This is a genomic window from Pseudomonas sp. PL-6 (assembly GCF_054110165.1).
Genome location: NZ_CM134189.1, coordinates 4852537 through 4872026, shown reverse-complemented (window position 1 = coordinate 4872026; position 19490 = coordinate 4852537). Strand labels below are relative to the sequence as shown.

Sequence of the window (19490 nt, the reverse complement as noted above, 5' to 3'; positions counted from 1 at the left end):
GCGTGGCGCCCCTTACCTGCGTACAGCCACCTCGCCCAGCGGCCTGCCTTGCGGACCGAAGCTGCGCTCGACCAGCTCCCAGCTGTCGTCGGCGTTGAGCAGCAGCGCGGTGCTGGCGCGGGTGCCGTAGTTGGCGCTGGCGATAAAGGCGGTGGCCAGCAGGCGCTCGACCGCCGGGCCGACGCCGGTGTCGGGCAGCAGGTGCTCGGGTGGTTGCGTGGTGTCGGCCAGCAGGGCCAGCAGACGCTGGCTGTCGGGCGCGTCGAGACAGTTCTCCAGCGTCGCCTTGGCCCGCTGCAGCTTGGGCCAGGGGCTGTCGAGGCTGGCGTTGGACAGGCCGTAGAGCCCTTCCGCCAGGGGGCGCGGGTCGTCCTCGCGGCTGTTGTAGTACCAGAGCTGGCGCGCATCGCCGAGCAACAGGTTGAAGCCGGCGTAGTCGCTGGCCCTGGCCGCGATCTGCGCGAGGTAGGCCTGCGGCGTCAGCGTGCCGCGCAGGAAGGCCACCGGCAGCTCGCCGCGCGAGCGCTGGCCGGGCTCCTGGCTGGGGTCGCGGATATTGGTCAGCGCGGCGAAGCGGCCGTCCGCGCTCATCCCCAGCCAGGTGCCGCCGGCCTGCAGGTCGCGTCCGGCGAACAGCCCCGGCGCGTCGTCCCACTCGCGCAGCGGCCAGCTGGGGCGGGCGTAGAACTCGTCGCGGTTGGCCGCCAGCAGCAGCGGCTGCGGGTGATCTGGACGCCAGGCGAAAACGATCAGGCACATGGGACGATCCTTGTACGGAGTGTGCCTAGCAGGCTAGCACGAAGCCGAAACGGCGGAGTGGATCCGCCCCGGCGCCCCGGTGGCCGACGCCCGGAGCCTGCCGCTGCCGGGGCAATTCCGCTACCATGCCGCTTTGTTTTCGGGGGTGTCGATGGAACTGCTGCTCTACCTGCTGCTGGGCGCGGCCGCCGGCGTGCTGGCCGGCCTGTTCGGCGTGGGCGGCGGGTTGATCATAGTGCCGGTGCTGGTCTTCAGCTTCGCCGCGCAGGGCATGCCGGCGGAGATTCTCACCCACCTGGCGGTGGGTACCTCGCTGGCCACCATCGTCTTCACCTCGATCAATTCCGCGCTCGAGCATCAGCGTCAGGGCGCGGTGCGCTGGCCGCTGTTTCGCTGGCTGAGCCTGGGCATCCTGTTCGGCGCGGCGCTGGGCGCGCTGACCGCGGCGGCCATCGAGGGCGGCTGGTTGCAGAAGATCATCGGCGTGTTCGCCCTGGTCATCGCCGCGCAGATGGCCCTGGACCTGAAACCCAGGGCCAGCCGCGCTGTCCCAGGCAAGCCGGGGTTGGCGGCGGCCGGCGGGGTGATCGGCTGGGCCTCGGCGATCTTCGGTATCGGCGGCGGCTCGCTGACCGTGCCCTTCCTGGTCTGGCGCAGCGTGCCGATGCAGCAGGCGGTGGCCACCTCGGCGGCCTGCGGTCTGCCGATCGCCCTCGCCGGCGCGCTGAGTTTCGTCGCCACCGGCTGGGGCAACCCGCAGTTGCCGCCTTGGAGCGTCGGTTTCGTTTACCTGCCGGCGCTGGTTGGGATCGCCGTCACCAGTATGTTTTTCGCCCGCTTCGGCGCGCGCCTGGCCCATCGCCTGTCGCCGCGTCTGCTCAAGCGTCTGTTCGCCCTGCTGCTGTTCAGCGTGGGCCTGAGTTTTTTGATCTAAGGAGTGATTGATGCTGCCTTACCCGCAGATCGACCCGGTGGCCATCGCCCTGGGCCCGCTGAAAATCCACTGGTACGGCCTGATGTACCTGGTCGGCATCGGTGGCGCCTGGTGGCTGGCCTCGCGCCGGCTGGCCCGCTTCGACGCCGTCTGGAACAAGGAGAAGCTCTCCGACCTGGTGTTCTGGGTGGCCATGGGGGTGATACTCGGCGGCCGTCTGGGCTACGTGTTCTTCTACGACTTCGCGGCCTATATCGCCGAACCGGCGAAGATTCTGCGGGTGTGGGAGGGCGGCATGTCGTTCCACGGCGGGCTGCTCGGGGTGATGCTGGCCACCTGGTGGTTCGGCAAGTGCAACGGCAAGAGCTTCTTCGAACTGATGGACTTTATCGCCCCGCTGGTGCCGATCGGCCTGGGCGCCGGGCGCATCGGCAACTTCATCAACGCCGAGCTGTGGGGCAAGGCCACCGACCTGCCCTGGGCCATGGTGTTTCCCACCGACCCGCAGCAACTGGCGCGGCATCCCTCGCAGCTGTACCAGTTCGCCCTGGAGGGCGTGGCGCTGTTCGCCATCCTCTGGTTCTACTCGCGCAAGCCGCGCCCGACCATGGCGGTGTCCGGCCTGTTCGCCGCCTGCTACGGGCTGTTCCGCTTTATCGTCGAATTCGTCCGCGTGCCGGACGCCCAGCTCGGCTACCTGGCCTGGAACTGGCTGACCATGGGCCAGGTGCTGTGCCTGCCGATGATCCTCGGCGGTATCGGCCTGATTCTTTACGCCTACAAGCGCCAGCCTGTTCAAGGAGCCGCCCGATGAAACAGTACCTCGACCTGATGCGCCACGTGCGCGAGCACGGCACCTTCAAGGAAGACCGCACCGGCACCGGCACCTACAGCGTGTTCGGCTACCAGATGCGCTTCGACCTGGCCGACGGCTTCCCTCTGGTCACCACCAAGAAGTGTCACCTGCGCTCGATCATCCACGAGCTGCTGTGGTTCCTGCAGGGCGACACCAACATCCGTTACCTGAAGGACAACGGTGTTTCCATCTGGGACGAATGGGCCGACGAGAATGGCGACCTCGGCCCGGTGTACGGCTACCAGTGGCGCAGCTGGCCGGCGCCCAACGGCGAGTCGATCGACCAGATCGCCAAGCTGATCGCGATGATCAAGAGCAACCCGGACTCGCGCCGGCTGATCGTCTCGGCCTGGAACCCGGCGCTGGTCGAGCAGATGGCCCTGCCGCCGTGCCATGCGCTGTTCCAGTTCTACGTGGCGAACGGCAAGCTCAGTTGCCAGCTGTACCAGCGCTCGGCCGATATCTTTCTGGGCGTGCCCTTCAATATCGCCAGCTACGCCCTGCTGACCCTGATGGTGGCGCAGGTCTGCGACCTCGAGCCGGGCGAGTTCATCTGGACCGGCGGCGACTGCCACCTGTACGCCAACCATATCGAGCAGACCGACCTGCAGCTGACTCGCCAGCCGCTGCCGCTGCCGACCATGAAGCTCAACCCCGAAGTGAAGGATCTGCTGGCCTTCAAGTTCGAGGACTTCGAGCTGGTCGGCTACGAGGCGCACCCGCATATCAAGGCGCCGGTGGCGGTCTGAGGTAACGCAGGGCGGACGTAGGTAAGCACGGGTGGGTGTAAGGCGGGCGTAGGGTGGGCTTCAGCCCACCGATCCCCCATCCATCAATCCACCGCTCCACCACCCCAACCGCCCCTTCACCGACATCCCACAGGCAAAGGATTGCCATGCCCAATTACCGCCGCGAACGGATTGCCGGTGCAACCTACTTCTTCACGGTCACCCTCGCTGATCGTCGGTCCAGCTTGCTGGTGGACGAAATCGCGCTGCTGCGCCAGGTCTACGTCGAGGCCAGCAAGCGCATGCCATTCAGGACCGTCGCCATCTGCGTCCTGCCCGACCATCTGCATGCTGTTTGGGAGCTGCCAGAGGATGACCGCGACTATTCCCAGCGTTGGGCATTGATCAAAAGCCAGTTCTCGCGGGCGCTACCCGCCATGGCTACCGTCAGCGCCAGCAAGTCCAGAAGGCGTGAGAAAGGAATCTGGCAGAGGCGCTTCTGGGAGCACCGCATCCGTGATGAGGATGACCTCGCAAGGCATGTCGATTACATCCATTTCAACCCGGTCAAGCATGGCCTGGTGAGTCAGGTTGGCGACTGGCCTTTTTCAAGCTTCCATCGTTACGTCGCGCGCAGGCTCCTGCCGGCAGATTGGGGTGGGCGGGATGATGGTGATGGAGAGTTTGGGGAGTAGGTGTTGGTGGGCTAAAGCCCACCCTACGCGGGGTTTCGATATACGCCCGTAGGGTGGGCTTTAGCCCACCGGCTGCACGGCGATTTCACTGCGCAGCCGCTCCACCTGTTCGGCGCGCTCGGCCTCTTCCAGGCGAGCACCGGGGTTGAGCGACGACCATTCGGGATGGGCGCGGGCCAGGTTCAGTGGCGCGGGTAACTTGCCTTGGCGCCACAGGGTTTCCTGCGGGGCGCTGAGGGTGATGGCCTCCATCGCCGCATGACCGCGGGCGTCCAGGGCGCGCAGCAGTTGCTGCTGGCGCAGGGCGAGCAGGCGCAGCACGGCATCGTCCACGGTCAGCTCGCGTTGGCCCTTCAATTTGCCTTTAAGCCGCTCCCCGTAATTGCGCAGGGTCTGCGCGCTACCGCCGATCACCGCGCCCAGCGCGGCGGCCGCCCCCAGGGTGAGGCCGCCGACCAGCAGGTCGACGCCGACGCCGGTGGCCGCACCGGCCGCCATGCCGCCGCCGACCTTGATGCCGAGCTGCTTGAGGGTTTCCGGATTGAACAGGTCGTCGCCCCAGCGGCCGTCCAGCAGCGGCAGGTCGCCGGCCTGGGCATCGCTCGGGCGGAAGGCGTAGAGGCGCAGCAGGGCCTCGACGCAGCGCTGCTCGCGCTGGCGGATGGTCTCGCGCAGCGCGGCGATGGCGGCCTGCTCCAGCACTGGCTGGGCGGCGACGCTGCGCCGGCAGGCGGCGCAGTCGAGCAGCAGTTCGGCGACCAGTCGCGCGCCGGCCTGGTGCCGCGCCCGGCGCTGCGCCTGGTGATCCTCGATCAGGCGCTGCAATTGCGGGCGCGAGCGCTCCAGCAGCAGGGCCAGGCTCTCGTACAGGCGGCGTTCGCCGTCCTCGGGCGGGGCCACGCTGTCGAAGGCCACCAGGGCGTGCAGGCCGAGACGCGCCAGGGCCTCGCGCCAGTCGGCGGTGCGGTGTTCGCCGCTGGCGACGAAATTCAGTACCGGCAGCAGCGGCCGGCCGCACATGGCCAGCACTGCCAGCTCGTCACGGTACTTGGCCAGCACCGGCTCGCGCACGTCGATCACGTACAGCCCGGCGTCGGAAGCCAGCAGCTGGCGCAGCACCTTGGCCTCCTGCTCGTAGCGCTGGCGCGCCTCGCTGCCCTCGAGAAAACGGGCCAGGCGCGCCGGGCCGTCCAGGCGTTCACCGGGGCGGTCGAGGCGCTCCAGATGGTCGAGCAGGGCGATGGCGTCTTCCAGACCGGGGGTGTCGTACAGCTCCAGCAGCGCGGTGCCGTCGACCGACAGGCGCGCGCCCTCGACATGGCGCGTGGTGCTGGCGCGCGGCGACACCTCGCCGAACTCCACGTCGCGGGTCAGGGTGCGCAGCAGCGAGGTCTTGCCGACGTTGGTGTGGCCGACCAGGGCGAGTCGTAGCGGCTGGCTCATGGTGATCTCGGCGTCGTGAGACTTCGTAGGGTGGATGACGCTTTTTTCATCCACCGTCGCCAATGGTGGATGGGTGAAGCGTCATCCACCCTACGGGTATATCGGGCTTCAATCATGGCCGCTCTCCAGCCAGTTCAACGGCGCCGTGTCGCCGTGCGCCAGTTGCAATTTGTCCAGCGCCTGGTGCCAGTCGGCCAGGCGTGCGCTGTCCAGGGTTTCGCCGGGCGCGGGCGGCAGCAGCCAGATGCGCGTGGCGGAGGCCGAGCGCGCCAGTTCGCCGAGCAGCGCCAGGCTGCCGCGGTCCGGCGAGCGGCGCGGGTCGCAGGCGATGGCCAGGCGCTCGGGGGGAAAGCGGGTCAGTTGGTCGAGCAGCTGGCGGCGCTGCTCGCGGCTGTCGATCACCCCGGCGTCCAGCACGCCCCTGGGCAGCTGAGCCGGTGGCCAGGGGCGGCGCTCGTCCAGCTCCAGGCCGAGCAGCAGGGCGCCGCTACCGCCGTCCGCGTGGGCGCCGCCTGCCGGCTGGTACAGGGCCGCCGGCGCCAGGTCGCAGACGCCGAGGCGCTCGCTGTCCGGCTGCAGGCGCTGGCGCAGCAGGCCGTAGCCGGGCAGGTCGAGGTCCAGGCGCAGCGCCGCCTTGCCCGATTGCCAGCGCCACAGGCATAGCAGCATCAGCAGCAGGCGCGGCAGCAGGCCGTAGACCAGCACCACGCCGACCAGCCAGCCGGCCCAGCTCTGCCGCGCGGCCTCGTCGAGCAGGGCGGCCTCGCCGCTGGCGCGGATCAGCTCGGCGTCCGGCAGGCTGAAGCCGAGCAGGGCGGGCAGGGCGCCGAGCGCCCGGGTCAGGGCGATGAAGCTGTCGCCGCCGAGGATGGTGGTTTCCCAGACGAAACCGTAGCGGCGGGTGGCGAGCAGCAGCAGCAGGCTGGCCAGTGCGGCGAGCATGGCCAGGGCCCACAGGCCGTGCACCAGCACCCCGAGGCCCCAGCGGCTCAGGCGCTGGCGCTGCAGGAGCAGCAGCAGGGCGGGGGCCAGCTGCACGGCGGCGGCGTCGCGGGCGAGCTTTTCGCTGAGCCACAGCCACAGACGACCGAGGGCACCGGCGCTGTCGCGGGCCAGCAGCAGGCCGAGCAGCCAGCCGAGTAGCAGCAGCAGATTGAGGCCGAGCAGGCTGCCCAGGGCCCAGAACACGTTGACCGGCCGGCTGCCGTCGCCGAGACCGGCCAGGGCCAGGCCGATACCGCTGAGCAGGGCCAGGGTGGCGAGGGCGAAGAGGGCCAGGCGGGCGCCCTGCAGCCAGTGCAGCAGGGCCTGCCACTGGCCGTCACGGCGCGCCAGCAGCAGGGCGCGTTGCTGGATACGCGCGCTCAGGTCGCCACCGCTGGCGCGGGCCAGGCGATTGGCCTCGGCGTCGTCCAGCGCGCCGGCGTGTTCCTCGCGCAGGCGGATCGCCTCGCTGAGCCAGAGGCGGTGCAGGGTGTCGGGTTGCGGGGCGGCGTCAGTCACGCGGCGTCTCGTCGGCCAGATCAGGGGCTGAGGATAACCCCTGATCCGGTCGGGTGCGAATGGCAGCAGCCGTGGCCTTCTCCCGCGGCGGAGAGAGCCATTGATCAGTCGCGTTGGCGCAGGCGCACGGCGATGTCCGGCTGGTCGATGAACAGGCCATCGATGCCGGTGGCGAGGAAGGCGCGCAGCTCGGCCTCGATATCGCCGCGCTCGGCCGGTTCGCCGCCGCTGCGCAGGTCGGTCGGCAGGAAGGCGTTCTCGGCGCGGAAGGTGTAGGGGTGCACCTTGAGCTTGGCGGCATGGGCGTCGCGCACCAGGCGGGTCGGCGCGGTGAGCTTGCCGGCGGCGTCGCGCGGGATGATCTGGCTCTTCTCCGGGCCGATGCCGGCGGCGTAGCGGGCGATGGCCCTGAGCCCGGCCGGGGTGCTCATCTGCGCGTAGGTAAGGCCGCTGCCGAGCACCTGCTGGTCATAGGGCTGGCCCTCGGTCCACAGCAGCTGCACCAGGCGTACCTGGGTCAGACGGCTCAGGGTCTTGAGGTTCTCCACCTCGAAGGACTGGATGTACACCGGCGCCTTGGCGCTGTGGTAGCCGTTGCGCTTGAGCACCTTGACCAGCGACTGCTCCATCGCCAGGCCGATCTGCTGGAAGTGGGTCGGGTGCTTGGTTTCCGGGTACAGGCCGATCACCCGTTGCTGGCTGAGCTGCAGGCTCTTCACCAGGTCGATGATCTCCTGCAGGCTGGGGATCTCGAACTGGCCGTCGAAGCGCGTGTTGCCCGGGCGCAGCTGCGGGATGCGCTCGATGGCGCGCAGGGTCTTGAGTTCGGCCAGGCTGAAGTCCTCGCTGAACCAGCCCTCCAGGCTGACGCCGTCGACCGTCTGGGTGCGCTTGCGATTGGCGAACTCGGGGCGCTGGGAGACGTCGGTGGTCAGCCCCAGCTCGTTGTCGTGGCGCGCCACCAGCTGGCCGTCGCGGGTCATCACCAGGTCCGGCTCGATATAGTCGGCGCCCTGCAGCACGGCCAGGGCGTAGGCCGCCAGGGTGTGCTCGGGCACGTAGCCGCTGGCGCCGCGGTGGGCGATGACCAGCGGCCTGGCCTCGCCGCGGGGTTTGCCCGGGTGGGCGCCGGGCTGCTGCTGGGCCCAGTCGATGGCGGCCTGCACGCTATCGGGCGTGGCGGGCGCGGCGAGGCCGAGGCTCGGTAATAACAGACCGGCGCAGAGCAGCCAGCTGCGAAGCGGTTTGGTCAACATGGTGGTACCTCCTTGCACAGGGATGGAAACCCGAGCCTGCACCGGCAAGGGTGACGATTCTGCTACAGAGGTCCAAGCCTAGACGGTTCTGTGCGTTGGTCGGCACCGCTGCAGCCGGGCTGCGTCCGTGCCGAGCGCTCTGCTATGCTCCCAGCCATGAAAACGACTCTTCCCCTCTGCCTGATCGCCGCCCTCGCCGACAACCGCGTGATCGGTCGCGACAATCAGCTGCCCTGGCACCTGCCGGCGGACCTCAAGCACTTCAAGGCCCTGACCCTGGGCAAGCCGATCATCATGGGGCGCAAGACCTGGGATTCGCTCGGGCGGCCGCTGCCGGGGCGGCTCAATCTGGTGGTCAGCCGCCAGGCAGATCTTCGGCTCGACGGCGCTGAAGTCTTCCCGACTCTGGACGCGGCGATCACACGCGCCGACCAATGGGCCCGCGAGCAGGGCATGGACGAGCTGATGCTGATTGGTGGTGCCCAACTCTACGAGCAGGGCTTGGTTCTGGCTGAGCGCCTCTACCTGACACGGGTTGGCCTGCGTCCGATCGGCGATGCCTGGTTTCCCGAATTTAGTGAAGCCGAGTGGACGCGCGAGGCCCATGAGGAACATCCGGCCACGGCAGAGTCGCCGGCCTACGATTTCGAGGTGTGGGAACGGCGTTCGGCGCAATGACATAGGTGCGCGCGGCGCCGCCTAGATCAGATCGATGTGCTCCACGCGGATCTGTCCATCCTGCAGATACAGCAGCGCCAGGCAGATCGGCAGCTTGAAGCGCCGCGGCCCGGCGCTGCCGGGGTTGACCAGCAACAGGCCGTCGCGCGGTTCCGCCAGCGGCTTGTGGCTATGGCCGCAGACGGCGACGTGGATGCCGCGGGCGGCCAGGTCGCCGGGCAGGTGGGCCGCGTCATGAACCATGAACAGGCGCACTCCGGCCAGGCCCAGCTCGAGCGATTCCGGCAGTTCCGTCGCCCAGTCCAGGCCCTCGTCGTTATTGCCGCGCACCGCGCTGAGCGGCGCGATTTCGCCCAATGCGTCGAGAATCTCCGGCTTGCCGATATCGCCGGCATGCAGGATGTGATCGCAGCCCTGCAGGGCATCCAGCGCCTTGGGGCGCAGCAGGCCGTGGGTGTCGCTGATCAGGCCGATTTTCATGTCTTCCCTCTTCCCCCGTCCCTCCTGCGCAAGCGGCAGCGGGGACAAAGCAAAAGCCCGGCACGGGGCCGGGCTCTCGGGTTCGCTGGTGCTTGCGCTTAGCCGTCCAGCAGTGCCTTGTTGCGCACCGCGCCCTTGTCGGCGCTGGTGGCGAGCAGGGCGTAGGCCTTGAGCGCCGTGGTGACCTTGCGCGGACGCTGTTCCACCGGCTTCCAGCCCTTCTTGTCCTGGACGTGACGGCGGTGCGACAGCTCTTCATCGCTGACCAGCAGTTGGATGGTGCGATTGTGGATGTCGATATGGATCTTGTCGCCGTCTTCCACCAGCCCGATGGCGCCGCCGGCAGCGGCTTCCGGCGAGGCGTGGCCGATGGACAGGCCGGAGGTGCCGCCGGAGAAACGGCCATCGGTGAGCAGGGCGCAGGCCTTGCCCAGGCCCTTGGATTTCAGGTAGCTGGTCGGGTAGAGCATTTCCTGCATGCCCGGGCCACCTTTCGGGCCTTCGTAGCGAATGATCACCACATCACCGGCCTTGACCTCGTCGGCGAGAATGCCTTTCACGGCGGCGTCCTGGCTCTCGAAAATCTTCGCGGTGCCTTCGAACACGTGGATCGATTCATCCACGCCGGCGGTCTTCACCACGCAGCCGTCGAGGGCGATGTTGCCGTACAGCACCGCCAGGCCGCCTTCCTGGGAGTAGGCGTGCTTGACGCTGCGGATGCAGCCGTTCTCGCGGTCATCGTCCAGGCTCGGCCAGCGGGTGCTCTGGCTGAACGCGGTCTGGGTCGGGATACCGGCCGGGCCGGCCTTGAAGAAGGTGTGCACCTGCTCGTCGCGGGTCTGGGTGATGTCCCACTGGGCGATGGCGTCGGCCATGCTCGGGCTGTGCACGGTGGCCACGTCGGTGTGCAGCAGGCCGCCGCGTGCCAGCTCGCCGAGGATGCTGAAGACGCCGCCGGCGCGGTGCACGTCTTCCATGTGGTACTTCTGGATGTTCGGCGCCACTTTGCACAGCTGCGGCACGATGCGGGACAGGCGGTCGATATCGCGCAGGTCGAAATCGATCTCGGCTTCCTGGGCGGCGGCCAGCAGGTGGAGGATGGTGTTGGTCGAGCCGCCCATGGCGATGTCCAGCATCATGGCGTTCTCGAACGCCTTGAAGTTGGCGATATTGCGCGGCAGCACGGAGTCGTCGTTCTCGCCGTAGTAGCGCTGGCACAGCTCCACCGCCAGGCGCCCGGCGCGCAGGAACAGCTGCTCGCGGTCGCTGTGGGTGGCCAGGGTCGAGCCGTTGCCCGGCAGCGACAGGCCGAGGGCCTCGGTCAGGCAGTTCATCGAGTTGGCGGTGAACATGCCGGAGCAGCTGCCGCAGGTCGGGCAGGCGCTGCGCTCGTACTCGGCGACCTTCTCGTCGCTGGCGCTGTCGTCGGCGGCGATGACCATGGCGTCGACCAGGTCCAGGCCGTGGTTGGCCAGCTTGGTCTTGCCGGCCTCCATCGGCCCGCCGGAGACGAACACCACCGGGATGTTCAGGCGCAGGGCGGCCATCAGCATGCCAGGGGTGATCTTGTCGCAGTTGCTGATGCAGACGATGGCGTCGGCGCAGTGGGCGTTGACCATGTATTCCACGGAGTCGGCGATGATCTCGCGGCTCGGCAGCGAATAGAGCATGCCGTCGTGGCCCATGGCGATGCCGTCGTCGACGGCGATGGTGTTGAATTCCTTCGCCACGCCGCCGGCCTTCTCGATCTCGCGGGCGACCAGCTGGCCCATGTCCTTCAGGTGCACGTGGCCGGGCACGAACTGGGTGAAGGAGTTGGCGACGGCGATGATCGGCTTCTTGAAGTCTTCGTCCTTCATCCCGGTGGCGCGCCACAGGGCGCGGGCGCCGGCCATGTTGCGACCTTGGGTGGAGGTTTTCGAGCGGTAATCGGGCATGACACGGTTCCTGCGGCTGATCAGGTGATGTTCGTATGGTGAGCGTCGACTGGACCGGATGCAAACGGGAGATGGCCGTGCGTTCGGCGGGGGTCACCGGACGTCGCGGGGTGGCCGCGCGTCTGACCCGTGCTCAGGGCCCGCCAGGGGATGGGTGGCGAGGAATGCATGGATTCTACGCCCGCTGTCGCCGCCGAGCCAAGGCGCGGGCGATTGCCGGCGCAGCCGCGCGCCGCTCAGTTGGGGATTTCGATGCCGCGCAGGCGCTCGGCGCGGCGGCGCAGCAGTTCGATGGTCACCAGCAGGGCGATGGACACTAGGATCAGCAGGGTGGCGATGGCCAGGATGCTCGGGTTGATCTGCTCGCGCAGGCCCGAGAACATCTGCCGCGGGATGGTGCGTTGCTGGGGACCTGCCATGAACAGGATCACCACCACCTCGTCGAAGGAGGTGATGAAGGCGAACAGCGCGCCGGAAATCACTCCGGGGCGGATCAGCGGCATGATGATGTCGAAGAATACCCGCAGCGGCGTGGCGCCGAGGTTCAGCGCGGCGCGCGCCAGGCTGTAGTCGAAGCCGGTGAGGGTGGCGGTGACGGTGATGATGACGAAGGGCGTGCCGAGCGCCGCGTGGGCCAGGATCACCCCCAGGTAGCTGCCGGCCAGGCCGAGGTTGGAGTAGAAGAAGAACATGCCGGCGGCGGTGATGATCAGCGGCACTATCATCGGCGACAGCAGCAGCGCGGTGATGAAGCGGCGGTAGGGCATGTCGTCGCGGGCCAGGCCCACCGCGGCGCAGGTGCCCAGGGCGGTGGCGATGACGGTGGCGAGAATGCCGATGAAGAAGCTGTTCTGGATCGCCAGTATCCATTTCGGGTCGTTGAGGATCTGCTCGTACCAGCGCAGCGAGTAGGCCTCCGGCTGCAGGGTGAGCATGCCCTCGGTGAAGCTGAAGAAGGGCTCGGCGTTGAACGACAGCGGCACTATGACCAGGATCGGCAGGATCAGAAACAGCAGCACCAGCCAGGAGCTGGCCTTGAGCAGCCAGCTGCCGAGGTGATGCCAGAAGCCGTAGTAGGCGGGGGTCTTCATCCTGTATTCATCCCAACTTGATATTGCTGGCGCCGACGAAGCGGTCGTAGACCCAGTACAGCAGCAGGATCAGCCCCAGCAGCAGCGAGCCGAGCGCGGCGGCCAGCTCCCAGTTGTTCGAGCGCTGCATGTGGAAGGCGATGATGTTGCTGATCATCTGGCCGTCGGTGCCGCCGACCAGCGCCGGGGTGATGTAGTAGCCAACCGAGATGATGAACACCAAGAGCGCGCCGGCGCTGAGGCCCGGCAGGGTCATCGGAAAGTAGATGCGGGCGAACGCCGGGATCGGCTTGTCGCCCAGGCTCAGGGCGGCGCGCAGGTAGCTGGGGTCGATGCCGCGCATCACGCTGTACAGCGGTAGGATCATGAACGGCAGGAGGATGTGGGTCATCGCCACGACTGTGGCGAACGAGGTGTAGAGCATCTCGAAGGGCTGGCCGATGGCACCGATGCCGATGAGGAAGGAGTTGATCACGCCGTTGGTCTGCAGCAGGGCGATCCAGGCCGTGGTGCGTACCAGGAGCGAGGTCCAGAACGGCAGCAGCACCAGCACCAGCAGCAGGTTGGCGCGGTTTTCCGGCAGCTGCGCCAGGTAGTAGGCCAGCGGGTAGCCGAGCAGGGCGCAGAGCAGGGTGATCACCAGCGCCATGTTCAGGGTCTTGGAATACAGCTGCAGGTAGATCTGCGTGTCCTCGCGCACCTGGATGCCCTGTTCCGGGTGCAGTTCCAGGTCCAGCGCGGTGAGGTAGTAGTCGTAGGTGTAGCGCTGGCCGGCGCGGGCGATGGCGTACCACAGCTCGGGCTTGCTCCAGTTGCCGTGGGCCGCCAGCAGGGTCTCGACGCCGCGCTCCGGCAGGGCCTCGGCGTCCAGTCGGCCGATGCGCCGGGCGCTGGACTTGACCACGCTGGACATGCCGGCGAAGGCGCGGTTGAACTCCTCGGCCAGCTTGCCGGACAGGCGCTGCTCGTCGAGGCTGTGCAGCTCGCCGGCGAACACCCGCAGGGTCTGCTCGTCCGGCAGTTGCCTTTGATCTTCCCAGCGCTCGAGTTCGGCCAGGGTCAGCGGAATCAGTTCGGCCACGGTCGGGTGGTGCACGCTGCGCCACAGCATGCTGCCGATCGGGGCGACGAAGGTCAGCAGGATAAAGGCCAGCAGCGGCACCACGAAGAGAAAGGCGGCGAGGCGTTTCTTGCGACGGGCGCTGGCGGCTTGGCCGGCTTCGCTGGTGGTCAGGGATGACAAGGCGCTACTCCGTAAAGCGGACCCCTCTTCCACAGGAAGAGGGGTCGGTGCGGGTTACTTCAACAGCCACTCGTTGAACTTCTCGCCGAGCGACTCGCCGTAGTCGGCCCAGAACTCCGAGCCGGCCTGGATGCCCTTGTCCAGGTGGGCGGTGGGCAGGTGCGGCGTGGCGCTCTGGTCGGCCAGCGGCATGGACGACTTGCGGGTCGGGCCGTAGGCCACGTCCGGCATGCCGGCCAGCGGCTTGGAACCGGTGGCGTACTTGATGAACTCCATCGCCAGGTCCTTCTTCGGCGAGCCCTTGACGATGGCCCAGGCGTCGAGGTCGTAGACGTGGCCGTCCCAGACGATCTCGAACGGCTTGTTCTCGCGCACGATGGAGTCGTAAAACCGCCCGTTGGCCGACTGCACCAGCACCGCGCCGCCGTCGTTGAGCAGCTGCGGCGCCTGCGACCAGGAGTCGAACCAGACGATGTCGTTCTTGATGCTGGCCAGCTTGTCGAAGGCGCGTTGCTGGCCTTCCGGGGTGGCCAGCACTTCGTAGACCTCTTCCGGGGCCACGCCGTCGGCCAGCAGCGCCCACTCCATGTTCACCTGCGGGCGCTTGCGCATGGCGCGCTTGCCGGGAATCTTGGCGGTGTCGAAGAAGTCCTCGATGCTCGCCGCCTTGGTCGCGCCTATGGTGTTCTGGTTGTAGGCGAATACCACCGACCAGACGATATTGCCCACCGCGCACTCGCTGGCCAGGGCCTCGGGGATGAAGTCCTGGGTGGCCGCGGTGCCGTCGATGCCCGGCGGCAGGGTGCTGTGGTCGAGGCTTTCCAGCAGGCCTTCGGAACAGGCGCGCTCGAGGTCGATCACCTCGAAGTCGACCACGTCCCACTGGATATTGCCGGACTCGACCTGGGCCTTGATCTCGGCCACGCCGCCGGAATAGTCCTCGAACAGCACCTTGACCCCGCTGTCCTTCTGGTAGGGATCGATCACGTGTTTCTGCTGCGCTGCGCCGTAGGCGCCGCCCCAGGAGACCACGGTGAGGCTGTCCTGGGCGCTGGCGCCGCCCGCCGCGAGCCCCAGGGCCGCCAACAGGGCGAAGGTGGAAAAGCTGGTAGTCAGTGATCTAGCCATTGCTGTGCTCCATTTGCTTCTACTAGTTGTGGGGTCAGGACGTCGTCGGCACTGCGGGGCGATCCAGGGCCTGGCTGTCTTCCGGCAGCCAGGCCAGGTCGACCTCTTCCTGGGCGCTGAGCCTGGGGGCTGAACTGTCGTTCAGGTTCTTCACCACCAGCTCGCTGCCGCTGGCGGTCTCGAAGTGGTAGCGGATGTACTCGCCGACGTAGTGGCGGGTGACGAAGCGCGCCTTGACCTGGTTGCCGGCGCCGCCCAGGCGGTCGGTGAAGTTGAGCTTCTCCGGGCGTACCGACACCGTGGTCGGCTGGCCGACCTCGGTGCAGTTGGCCTTGAGCGTGCTGACCAGGCCGCCGTCGGCCAGGCGCACCTCGACGCGTTCCTCGCCGACGCTTTCGATCACCCCGGCCAGCTTGTTGCTCTCGCCGATGAAGTCGGCGACGAACAGGTTGGCCGGGCGCTCGTAGAGCACGTGGGGCGGCGCGCACTGCTGCACCACGCCGTTGTTGAACACGGCGATGCGGTCGCTCATGGTCAGCGCTTCGGTCTGGTCGTGGGTGACGTAGATCACGGTGAAGCCGAGCTGCTCGTGCAGGCGCTTGATCTCGAACTGCATCTGCTCGCGCAGCTTCTTGTCCAGGGCGCCGAGCGGCTCGTCCATCAGCACGATGTCCGGGGCGAAGATCAGCGCGCGGGCCAGGGCCACGCGCTGGCGCTGGCCGCCGGAGAGCTGGCCGGGGTAGCGGCCGCCGAAGGCCTGCAGCTCGACCAGGGCGAGGTAGTCCTCGACCTTGGCGCGGATCTCGTCCTTGGCCAGCTTGCGGATCTTCAGCGGGTAGGCGAGGTTCTCGCGGATGGTCATGTGCGGGAACAGCGCGTACTGCTGAAAGACCATGCCGATGTTGCGGTCGTAGGGGGCGATGCCGGTGACATTGCGGCCGTTGATCAGGATCTCGCCGCTGGTCACGTCCTCGAAGCCGGCGAGCATCATCAGGCAGGTGGTCTTGCCCGAACCGGAGGGGCCGAGCAGGGTGATGAACTCGCCCTTGGCCACGTTGAGGTTGAAGTCCTTGACCACCAGCGTCTTGTGGTCGTAGGTCTTCTTCACATTGGTGAATCGCAGGAACGCGTCGTTCCCAGCCTGCGCAGCCATAGTCCTCCCCATTGCCCATCAAGACAGGCTCGGCTTGTGGCCTCGCCCGTACTGCTTGAGTCGATTCGTCCCTGTCGTGTGGTCCGATCGTTATGTAAATAACCAAAAGCAATAAGCACGCCAGCCGACGAACGGTTGGCCGGCGGCGCTCTGCTCCGCAGGTTAAAGCCTAGTCCAGCCTGGGCGGGATGCGAGGACGGTGTGGGGGGAGGTAACAGCGAGCGGGGCGGGCGGCACCTGCCGACACGCACTCGGCAGGTGCACGTCGCTCGAGCGTTGGGCGGCGGGGCGCTGATCGGTACGACGCGTGATCGCGTGATGGGCGATGCGGCGCACCCGCTTGGCCCGCCGCGCCGCCTGTGTGGCCCGGTAGGTTGGCGCTGAGCGCGTAGCCCGGATGCAATCCGGGGCGCGCGGTGCCGGACAGCCCCGGATTGCATCCGGGCTACGCCTTTCTCAGCTATTGGGCAGCAGGCGCACGGTCAGGCTCTTGATATAGCGGGTCTCGGCGATCGCCGGGTGCACCGGGTGATCCGGGCCCTGGGCGCCGCGTTCGAGCAGCTGGATATTGCGGTCCAGGTGGCGGGCGCTGGTCAGCAGGATGTTCTGCAGGTCGTCCTCGGGCAGGTGCATGGAGCAGCTGGCGCTGACCAGGATGCCGTCCTTGGAGAGCAGGCGCATGGCGGTTTCGTTGAGGCGGCGGTAGGCGGCCTCGCCGTTTTTCAGGTCCTTCTTGCGCTTGATGAAGGCGGGCGGGTCGGCGATCACCACATCGAAGCGCTCCTCGGCGCTCTTCAGCTCGCGCAGGGCGGCGAAGGCGTCGCCCTCCACGCACGTTACCTTCTCACCGACGCCATTGAGCGCGGCGTTGCGCTCGACGCCGTCGAGGGCGAAGGCCGAGGCGTCGACGCAGAACACCTCGCTGGCGCCGAAGGCCGCGGCCTGCACGCCCCAGCCGCCGATATAGCTGAACAGGTCGAGCACCCGCTTGCCCTTGACGTAGGGCGCCAGGCGCGCGCGGTTCATGCGGTGGTCGTAGAACCAGCCGGTCTTCTGCCCTGCGATCACCGGTGCCTCGAATTTCACCCCGTTCTCTTCCAGGGCGACCCATTCCGGCACCTGGCCATGGGCGGTTTCCACGTAGCGCTGCAGGCCCTCGGCGTCGCGCGCGCTGGAGTCGTTCTTGAACAGCACGCCGCTGGGCTTGCACACCTGGATCAGCGCGGCGAGCACCTCGTCCTTGTGCGCTTCCATGGTGGCCGAGGCCAGCTGCACGACGAGGATGTCGAAGAAGCGGTCGACCACCAGCCCCGGCAGCAGGTCGGAGTCGCCATACACCAGGCGGTAGCAGGGCTGGTGGAACAGGCACTCGCGCAGGCTCAGGGCGACGTTGAGCCGGTGCACCAGCAGGGACTTGTCCAGCCGGTGCTTGACGTCGCGCGACAGCAGGCGGGCGCAGATCAGGTTGTTCGGGCTCATGGCGACCACGCCTAGCGGTTTGCCGCCGGCGGCTTCGAGCACGGCCTGGTCGCCGGCGGCAAAGCCGTGCAGCGGGGTGGCGGCGACGTCGATCTCGTTGCTGTAGACCCACAGGTGGCCGGCGCGCAGGCGTCGATCGGCGTTGGCTTTCAGGCGCAGGCTGGGCAGGGACATGGGCGGGCTCCGGGGAAAAAGAGCGGGATTATAGCGGCTCGCGCGGGCGCCCGGCAGTTGCAAAAGTCGGCTGCGGGGGACCCGGTGCTTTGGCTAAACTGTGGCGCATTTCTCACCTGGCACCTGCGTCCCATGGCCTACGAACTTACCGCCGAACAGATCCAGCAAGCCCTCCAGGGCATTAGCGTGCCGCCGCAGCCGCAGATCATGGTGGACCTGCAGATGGAGCAGGTCATGCCCAACCCGGATCTGAAGAGCATCGCCAAGCTGATCAGCCAGGACCCCGGGCTGTCCGGCGCGCTGCTGAAGATCGTCAACTCGCCGCACTTCGGCCTGGCCAACCGCATCGCCTCGATCCAGCAGGCGGTCAACCTGCTCGGCTGCCACACGGTGATCAACCTGATCAACGCGCAGTCGATCAAGGGCGAGCTGACCGACGAGGCGATCCTGGTGCTCAACCGTTTCTGGGACAGCGCCCAGGATGTGGCAATGACCTGCCTGACCCTGGCCAAGCGCCTCGGTTATCACTCGCCTGACGAGGCCTACAGCCTGGGGCTGTTCCACGATTGCGGCATTCCGCTGATGCTCAAGCGCTTCCCCAATTACATGCAGGTGCTGGAGGAAGCCTACGCCAGTGCCAGCGACGAGCGTCGTGTGGTCGATACCGAGAACCGTCTGCTGACCACCAACCACGCGGTAGTGGGTTACTTCACCGCGCGTTCCTGGCGGTTGCCGGGGCACCTGTGCGAGGTCATCGCCAACCACCACAACGCCCTGTCGATCTTCAGCGATGACTCCGGACGCGAAGCGCAGCTCAAGACGCTGCTGGGCATCCTGAAGATGGCCGAGCATATCTGCGAAAGCCATCGTGTGCTGGGGGGGCAGGCCGTCGACATGGAGTGGCAGTACATTTCGCAGCCGATCCTGGAGTATGTGGGGCTCTCGGAGTACGACTTCGAAAACCTGCGAGAGAGCATCCGCGATCTAGCCGTGCTCTGAGTCCTCGCGCTGTGCCAGCGTTCGCGCGGCGGCGCTCTACCGCTTTGCGGGTCGCTCCTGCTAAGGTGGCGCACCGCCGTTTCCCTGCCGTATTGCCATGCCCGAATTGCCTGAAGTCGAAACTACCCGCCGCGGTATCGCCCCCTACCTGATCGGTGAGCGCGTCAGCCGCGTGATAGTGCGCGAGCGCCGCTTGCGTTGGCCTATCCCCGAGGATCTGGACGTGCGCCTGTCCGGCCAGCGCATCGAATGCGTCGAGCGCCGCGCCAAGTACCTGCTGATCAAGGCCGAAAGCGGCAGCCTGATCGGCCACCTGGGCATGTCCGGCAGCTTGCGCCTGGTCGAGTGCGGCCTGCCGGCGGCCAAGCACGAGCACGTCGACATCGAGATGGAGTCCGGCCTGGCCCTGCGCTACACCGATCCGCGGCGTTTCGGCGCCCTGCTGTGGAGCGAGGACCCGCTGCATCACGAGTTGCTCAGCAAGCTCGGCCCGGAACCGCTGGGCGCGGACTTCGACGGCGAGCGCCTGTTCCAGCTGTCGCGCGGGCGCAGCATGGCGGTCAAGCCGTTCATCATGGACAACGCCGTGGTGGTCGGGGTCGGCAATATCTACGCCAGCGAGGCGCTGTTCGCCGCCGGCATCGACCCGCGCCGCGCGGCCGGCTCGATCTCGCGGGCGCGCTACCTGAAACTGGCGGAGGCGATCAAGCGCATCCTCGCCCATGCCATCGAGCGCGGCGGCACCACCTTGCGCGACTTCGTCGGCGGCGATGGCCAGCCCGGCTACTTCCAGCAGGAGCTGTTCGTCTACGGTCGCGGCGGCGAATTCTGCAAGCTGTGTGGCAGCACCCTGCGCGAGGTCAAGCTGGGCCAGCGCGCCAGTGTCTACTGTCCCAAGTGCCAGCGCTGAAACAGACAGATCGCGAGAACAACAAGAAATACCGAGGTTGATCG

General features: G+C 67.5%; 18 protein-coding genes. 7 read left to right on the top strand and 11 right to left on the bottom strand.

Features of this window, described 5'->3' with window-relative positions:
* Positions 1 to 12 precede the first annotated feature (12 nt).
* Positions 13 to 759, bottom strand: coding sequence for an NRDE family protein (locus ACW9UL_RS21360; protein ID WP_021443807.1), 747 nt, complete (start codon positions 757 to 759; stop codon positions 13 to 15).
* Between the two features lie 151 nt (positions 760 to 910).
* On the opposite strand from ACW9UL_RS21360, the gene ACW9UL_RS21355 reads away from it, so the two are divergent.
* From ACW9UL_RS21355 to ACW9UL_RS21340, 4 genes are all read left to right on the top strand, one after another.
* Positions 911 to 1693, top strand: a complete 783-nt coding sequence (locus tag ACW9UL_RS21355; RefSeq protein ID WP_031303056.1) for a sulfite exporter TauE/SafE family protein — start codon at positions 911 to 913, stop codon at positions 1691 to 1693.
* Positions 1694 to 1703: 10 nt separating this feature from the next.
* Positions 1704 to 2507, top strand: a complete 804-nt coding sequence (gene lgt, locus ACW9UL_RS21350) for a prolipoprotein diacylglyceryl transferase (protein WP_457788213.1) — start codon at positions 1704 to 1706, stop codon at positions 2505 to 2507.
* Positions 2504 to 3298 (top strand): thymidylate synthase, encoded by a 795-nt coding sequence (locus ACW9UL_RS21345; RefSeq protein WP_457788212.1) that lies wholly within the window; start codon positions 2504 to 2506, stop codon positions 3296 to 3298. The genes lgt and ACW9UL_RS21345 overlap by 4 nt, the downstream gene beginning before the upstream one ends.
* Positions 3299 to 3444: 146 nt before the next feature.
* Positions 3445 to 3972, top strand: coding sequence for an REP-associated tyrosine transposase (locus tag ACW9UL_RS21340; RefSeq protein ID WP_457788211.1), 528 nt, complete (start codon positions 3445 to 3447; stop codon positions 3970 to 3972).
* A 60-nt stretch (positions 3973 to 4032) separates the two neighbouring features.
* Here the strand turns inward: ACW9UL_RS21340 and ACW9UL_RS21335 are convergent, their stop codons facing one another.
* The 3 genes from ACW9UL_RS21335 to ACW9UL_RS21325 all read right to left on the bottom strand — a co-directional run bounded on the left by ACW9UL_RS21335 (position 4033) and on the right by ACW9UL_RS21325 (position 8174).
* A complete protein-coding gene (locus tag ACW9UL_RS21335; protein WP_457788210.1) occupies positions 4033 to 5415 on the bottom strand; it encodes a GTPase/DUF3482 domain-containing protein in 1383 nt (460 codons plus the stop codon).
* A gap of 108 nt (positions 5416 to 5523) precedes the next feature.
* A complete protein-coding gene (locus ACW9UL_RS21330) occupies positions 5524 to 6918 on the bottom strand; it encodes a DUF2868 domain-containing protein (RefSeq protein ID WP_397497684.1) in 1395 nt (464 codons plus the stop codon).
* Positions 6919 to 7022: 104 nt separating this feature from the next.
* Positions 7023 to 8174 carry a glycerophosphodiester phosphodiesterase gene (locus tag ACW9UL_RS21325; protein ID WP_397497685.1) on the bottom strand — a complete coding sequence of 384 codons (1152 nt, stop codon included), beginning with the start codon at positions 8172 to 8174 and terminating at the stop codon, positions 7023 to 7025.
* Positions 8175 to 8318: 144 nt separating this feature from the next.
* Here ACW9UL_RS21325 and ACW9UL_RS21320 point away from each other — a divergent pair, with 144 nt between their 5' ends.
* A complete protein-coding gene (locus ACW9UL_RS21320) occupies positions 8319 to 8852 on the top strand; it encodes a dihydrofolate reductase (RefSeq protein WP_397486982.1) in 534 nt (177 codons plus the stop codon).
* A gap of 21 nt (positions 8853 to 8873) precedes the next feature.
* Here the strand turns inward: ACW9UL_RS21320 and ACW9UL_RS21315 are convergent, their stop codons facing one another.
* The 7 genes from ACW9UL_RS21315 to ACW9UL_RS21285 form a co-directional block, all read right to left on the bottom strand.
* Positions 8874 to 9332: a metallophosphoesterase family protein gene (locus ACW9UL_RS21315; protein WP_397497686.1), complete on the bottom strand. Its 459-nt coding sequence runs from the start codon at positions 9330 to 9332 to the stop codon at positions 8874 to 8876.
* Positions 9333 to 9430: 98 nt separating this feature from the next.
* Positions 9431 to 11269 (bottom strand): dihydroxy-acid dehydratase, encoded by a 1839-nt coding sequence (gene ilvD, locus ACW9UL_RS21310; protein WP_397497687.1) that lies wholly within the window; start codon positions 11267 to 11269, stop codon positions 9431 to 9433.
* A 236-nt stretch (positions 11270 to 11505) separates the two neighbouring features.
* A complete protein-coding gene (locus ACW9UL_RS21305; protein ID WP_021445657.1) occupies positions 11506 to 12360 on the bottom strand; it encodes an ABC transporter permease in 855 nt (284 codons plus the stop codon).
* 7 nt (positions 12361 to 12367) lie between these two features.
* Entirely contained in the window at positions 12368 to 13603 is a 1236-nt protein-coding gene (locus tag ACW9UL_RS21300) for an ABC transporter permease (RefSeq protein ID WP_021445658.1), read from the bottom strand.
* 54 nt (positions 13604 to 13657) lie between these two features.
* A complete protein-coding gene (locus ACW9UL_RS21295; RefSeq protein ID WP_457788209.1) occupies positions 13658 to 14731 on the bottom strand; it encodes an ABC transporter substrate-binding protein in 1074 nt (357 codons plus the stop codon).
* A gap of 34 nt (positions 14732 to 14765) precedes the next feature.
* Positions 14766 to 15884, bottom strand: a complete 1119-nt coding sequence (locus tag ACW9UL_RS21290; protein ID WP_457788208.1) for an ABC transporter ATP-binding protein — start codon at positions 15882 to 15884, stop codon at positions 14766 to 14768.
* 456 nt (positions 15885 to 16340) lie between these two features.
* Positions 16341 to 17537 carry a class I SAM-dependent rRNA methyltransferase gene (locus ACW9UL_RS21285; RefSeq protein WP_457788207.1) on the bottom strand — a complete coding sequence of 399 codons (1197 nt, stop codon included), beginning with the start codon at positions 17535 to 17537 and terminating at the stop codon, positions 16341 to 16343.
* Positions 17538 to 17723: 186 nt separating this feature from the next.
* Here ACW9UL_RS21285 and ACW9UL_RS21280 point away from each other — a divergent pair, with 186 nt between their 5' ends.
* Together ACW9UL_RS21280 and mutM are read left to right on the top strand one after the other, a co-directional pair.
* Complete coding sequence (locus ACW9UL_RS21280; RefSeq protein ID WP_457791005.1) at positions 17724 to 18536, top strand: HDOD domain-containing protein; 813 nt, start codon at positions 17724 to 17726, stop codon at positions 18534 to 18536.
* Positions 18537 to 18633: 97 nt separating this feature from the next.
* Positions 18634 to 19446, top strand: coding sequence for a bifunctional DNA-formamidopyrimidine glycosylase/DNA-(apurinic or apyrimidinic site) lyase (gene mutM / locus ACW9UL_RS21275; protein WP_457788206.1), 813 nt, complete (start codon positions 18634 to 18636; stop codon positions 19444 to 19446).
* Positions 19447 to 19490 lie beyond the last annotated feature (44 nt).

What these genes read in the sequence shown, in the direction of transcription:
- ACW9UL_RS21360 (WP_021443807.1), bottom strand. Translation starts at nt 759, where the DNA reads ATGTGCCTGATCGTTTTCGCCTGGCGTCCAGATCACCCGCAGCCGCTG.
- ACW9UL_RS21355 (WP_031303056.1), top strand. Translation starts at nt 911, where the DNA reads ATGGAACTGCTGCTCTACCTGCTGCTGGGCGCGGCCGCCGGCGTGCTG.
- lgt (WP_457788213.1), top strand. Translation starts at nt 1,704, where the DNA reads ATGCTGCCTTACCCGCAGATCGACCCGGTGGCCATCGCCCTGGGCCCG.
- ACW9UL_RS21345 (WP_457788212.1), top strand. Translation starts at nt 2,504, where the DNA reads ATGAAACAGTACCTCGACCTGATGCGCCACGTGCGCGAGCACGGCACC.
- ACW9UL_RS21340 (WP_457788211.1), top strand. Translation starts at nt 3,445, where the DNA reads ATGCCCAATTACCGCCGCGAACGGATTGCCGGTGCAACCTACTTCTTC.
- ACW9UL_RS21335 (WP_457788210.1), bottom strand. Translation starts at nt 5,415, where the DNA reads ATGAGCCAGCCGCTACGACTCGCCCTGGTCGGCCACACCAACGTCGGC.
- ACW9UL_RS21325 (WP_397497685.1), bottom strand. Translation starts at nt 8,174, where the DNA reads ATGTTGACCAAACCGCTTCGCAGCTGGCTGCTCTGCGCCGGTCTGTTA.
- ACW9UL_RS21320 (WP_397486982.1), top strand. Translation starts at nt 8,319, where the DNA reads ATGCTCCCAGCCATGAAAACGACTCTTCCCCTCTGCCTGATCGCCGCC.
- ACW9UL_RS21315 (WP_397497686.1), bottom strand. Translation starts at nt 9,332, where the DNA reads ATGAAAATCGGCCTGATCAGCGACACCCACGGCCTGCTGCGCCCCAAG.
- ilvD (WP_397497687.1), bottom strand. Translation starts at nt 11,269, where the DNA reads ATGCCCGATTACCGCTCGAAAACCTCCACCCAAGGTCGCAACATGGCC.
- ACW9UL_RS21305 (WP_021445657.1), bottom strand. Translation starts at nt 12,360, where the DNA reads ATGAAGACCCCCGCCTACTACGGCTTCTGGCATCACCTCGGCAGCTGG.
- ACW9UL_RS21295 (WP_457788209.1), bottom strand. Translation starts at nt 14,731, where the DNA reads ATGGCTAGATCACTGACTACCAGCTTTTCCACCTTCGCCCTGTTGGCG.
- ACW9UL_RS21290 (WP_457788208.1), bottom strand. Translation starts at nt 15,884, where the DNA reads ATGGCTGCGCAGGCTGGGAACGACGCGTTCCTGCGATTCACCAATGTG.
- ACW9UL_RS21285 (WP_457788207.1), bottom strand. Translation starts at nt 17,537, where the DNA reads ATGTCCCTGCCCAGCCTGCGCCTGAAAGCCAACGCCGATCGACGCCTG.
- mutM (WP_457788206.1), top strand. Translation starts at nt 18,634, where the DNA reads ATGCCCGAATTGCCTGAAGTCGAAACTACCCGCCGCGGTATCGCCCCC.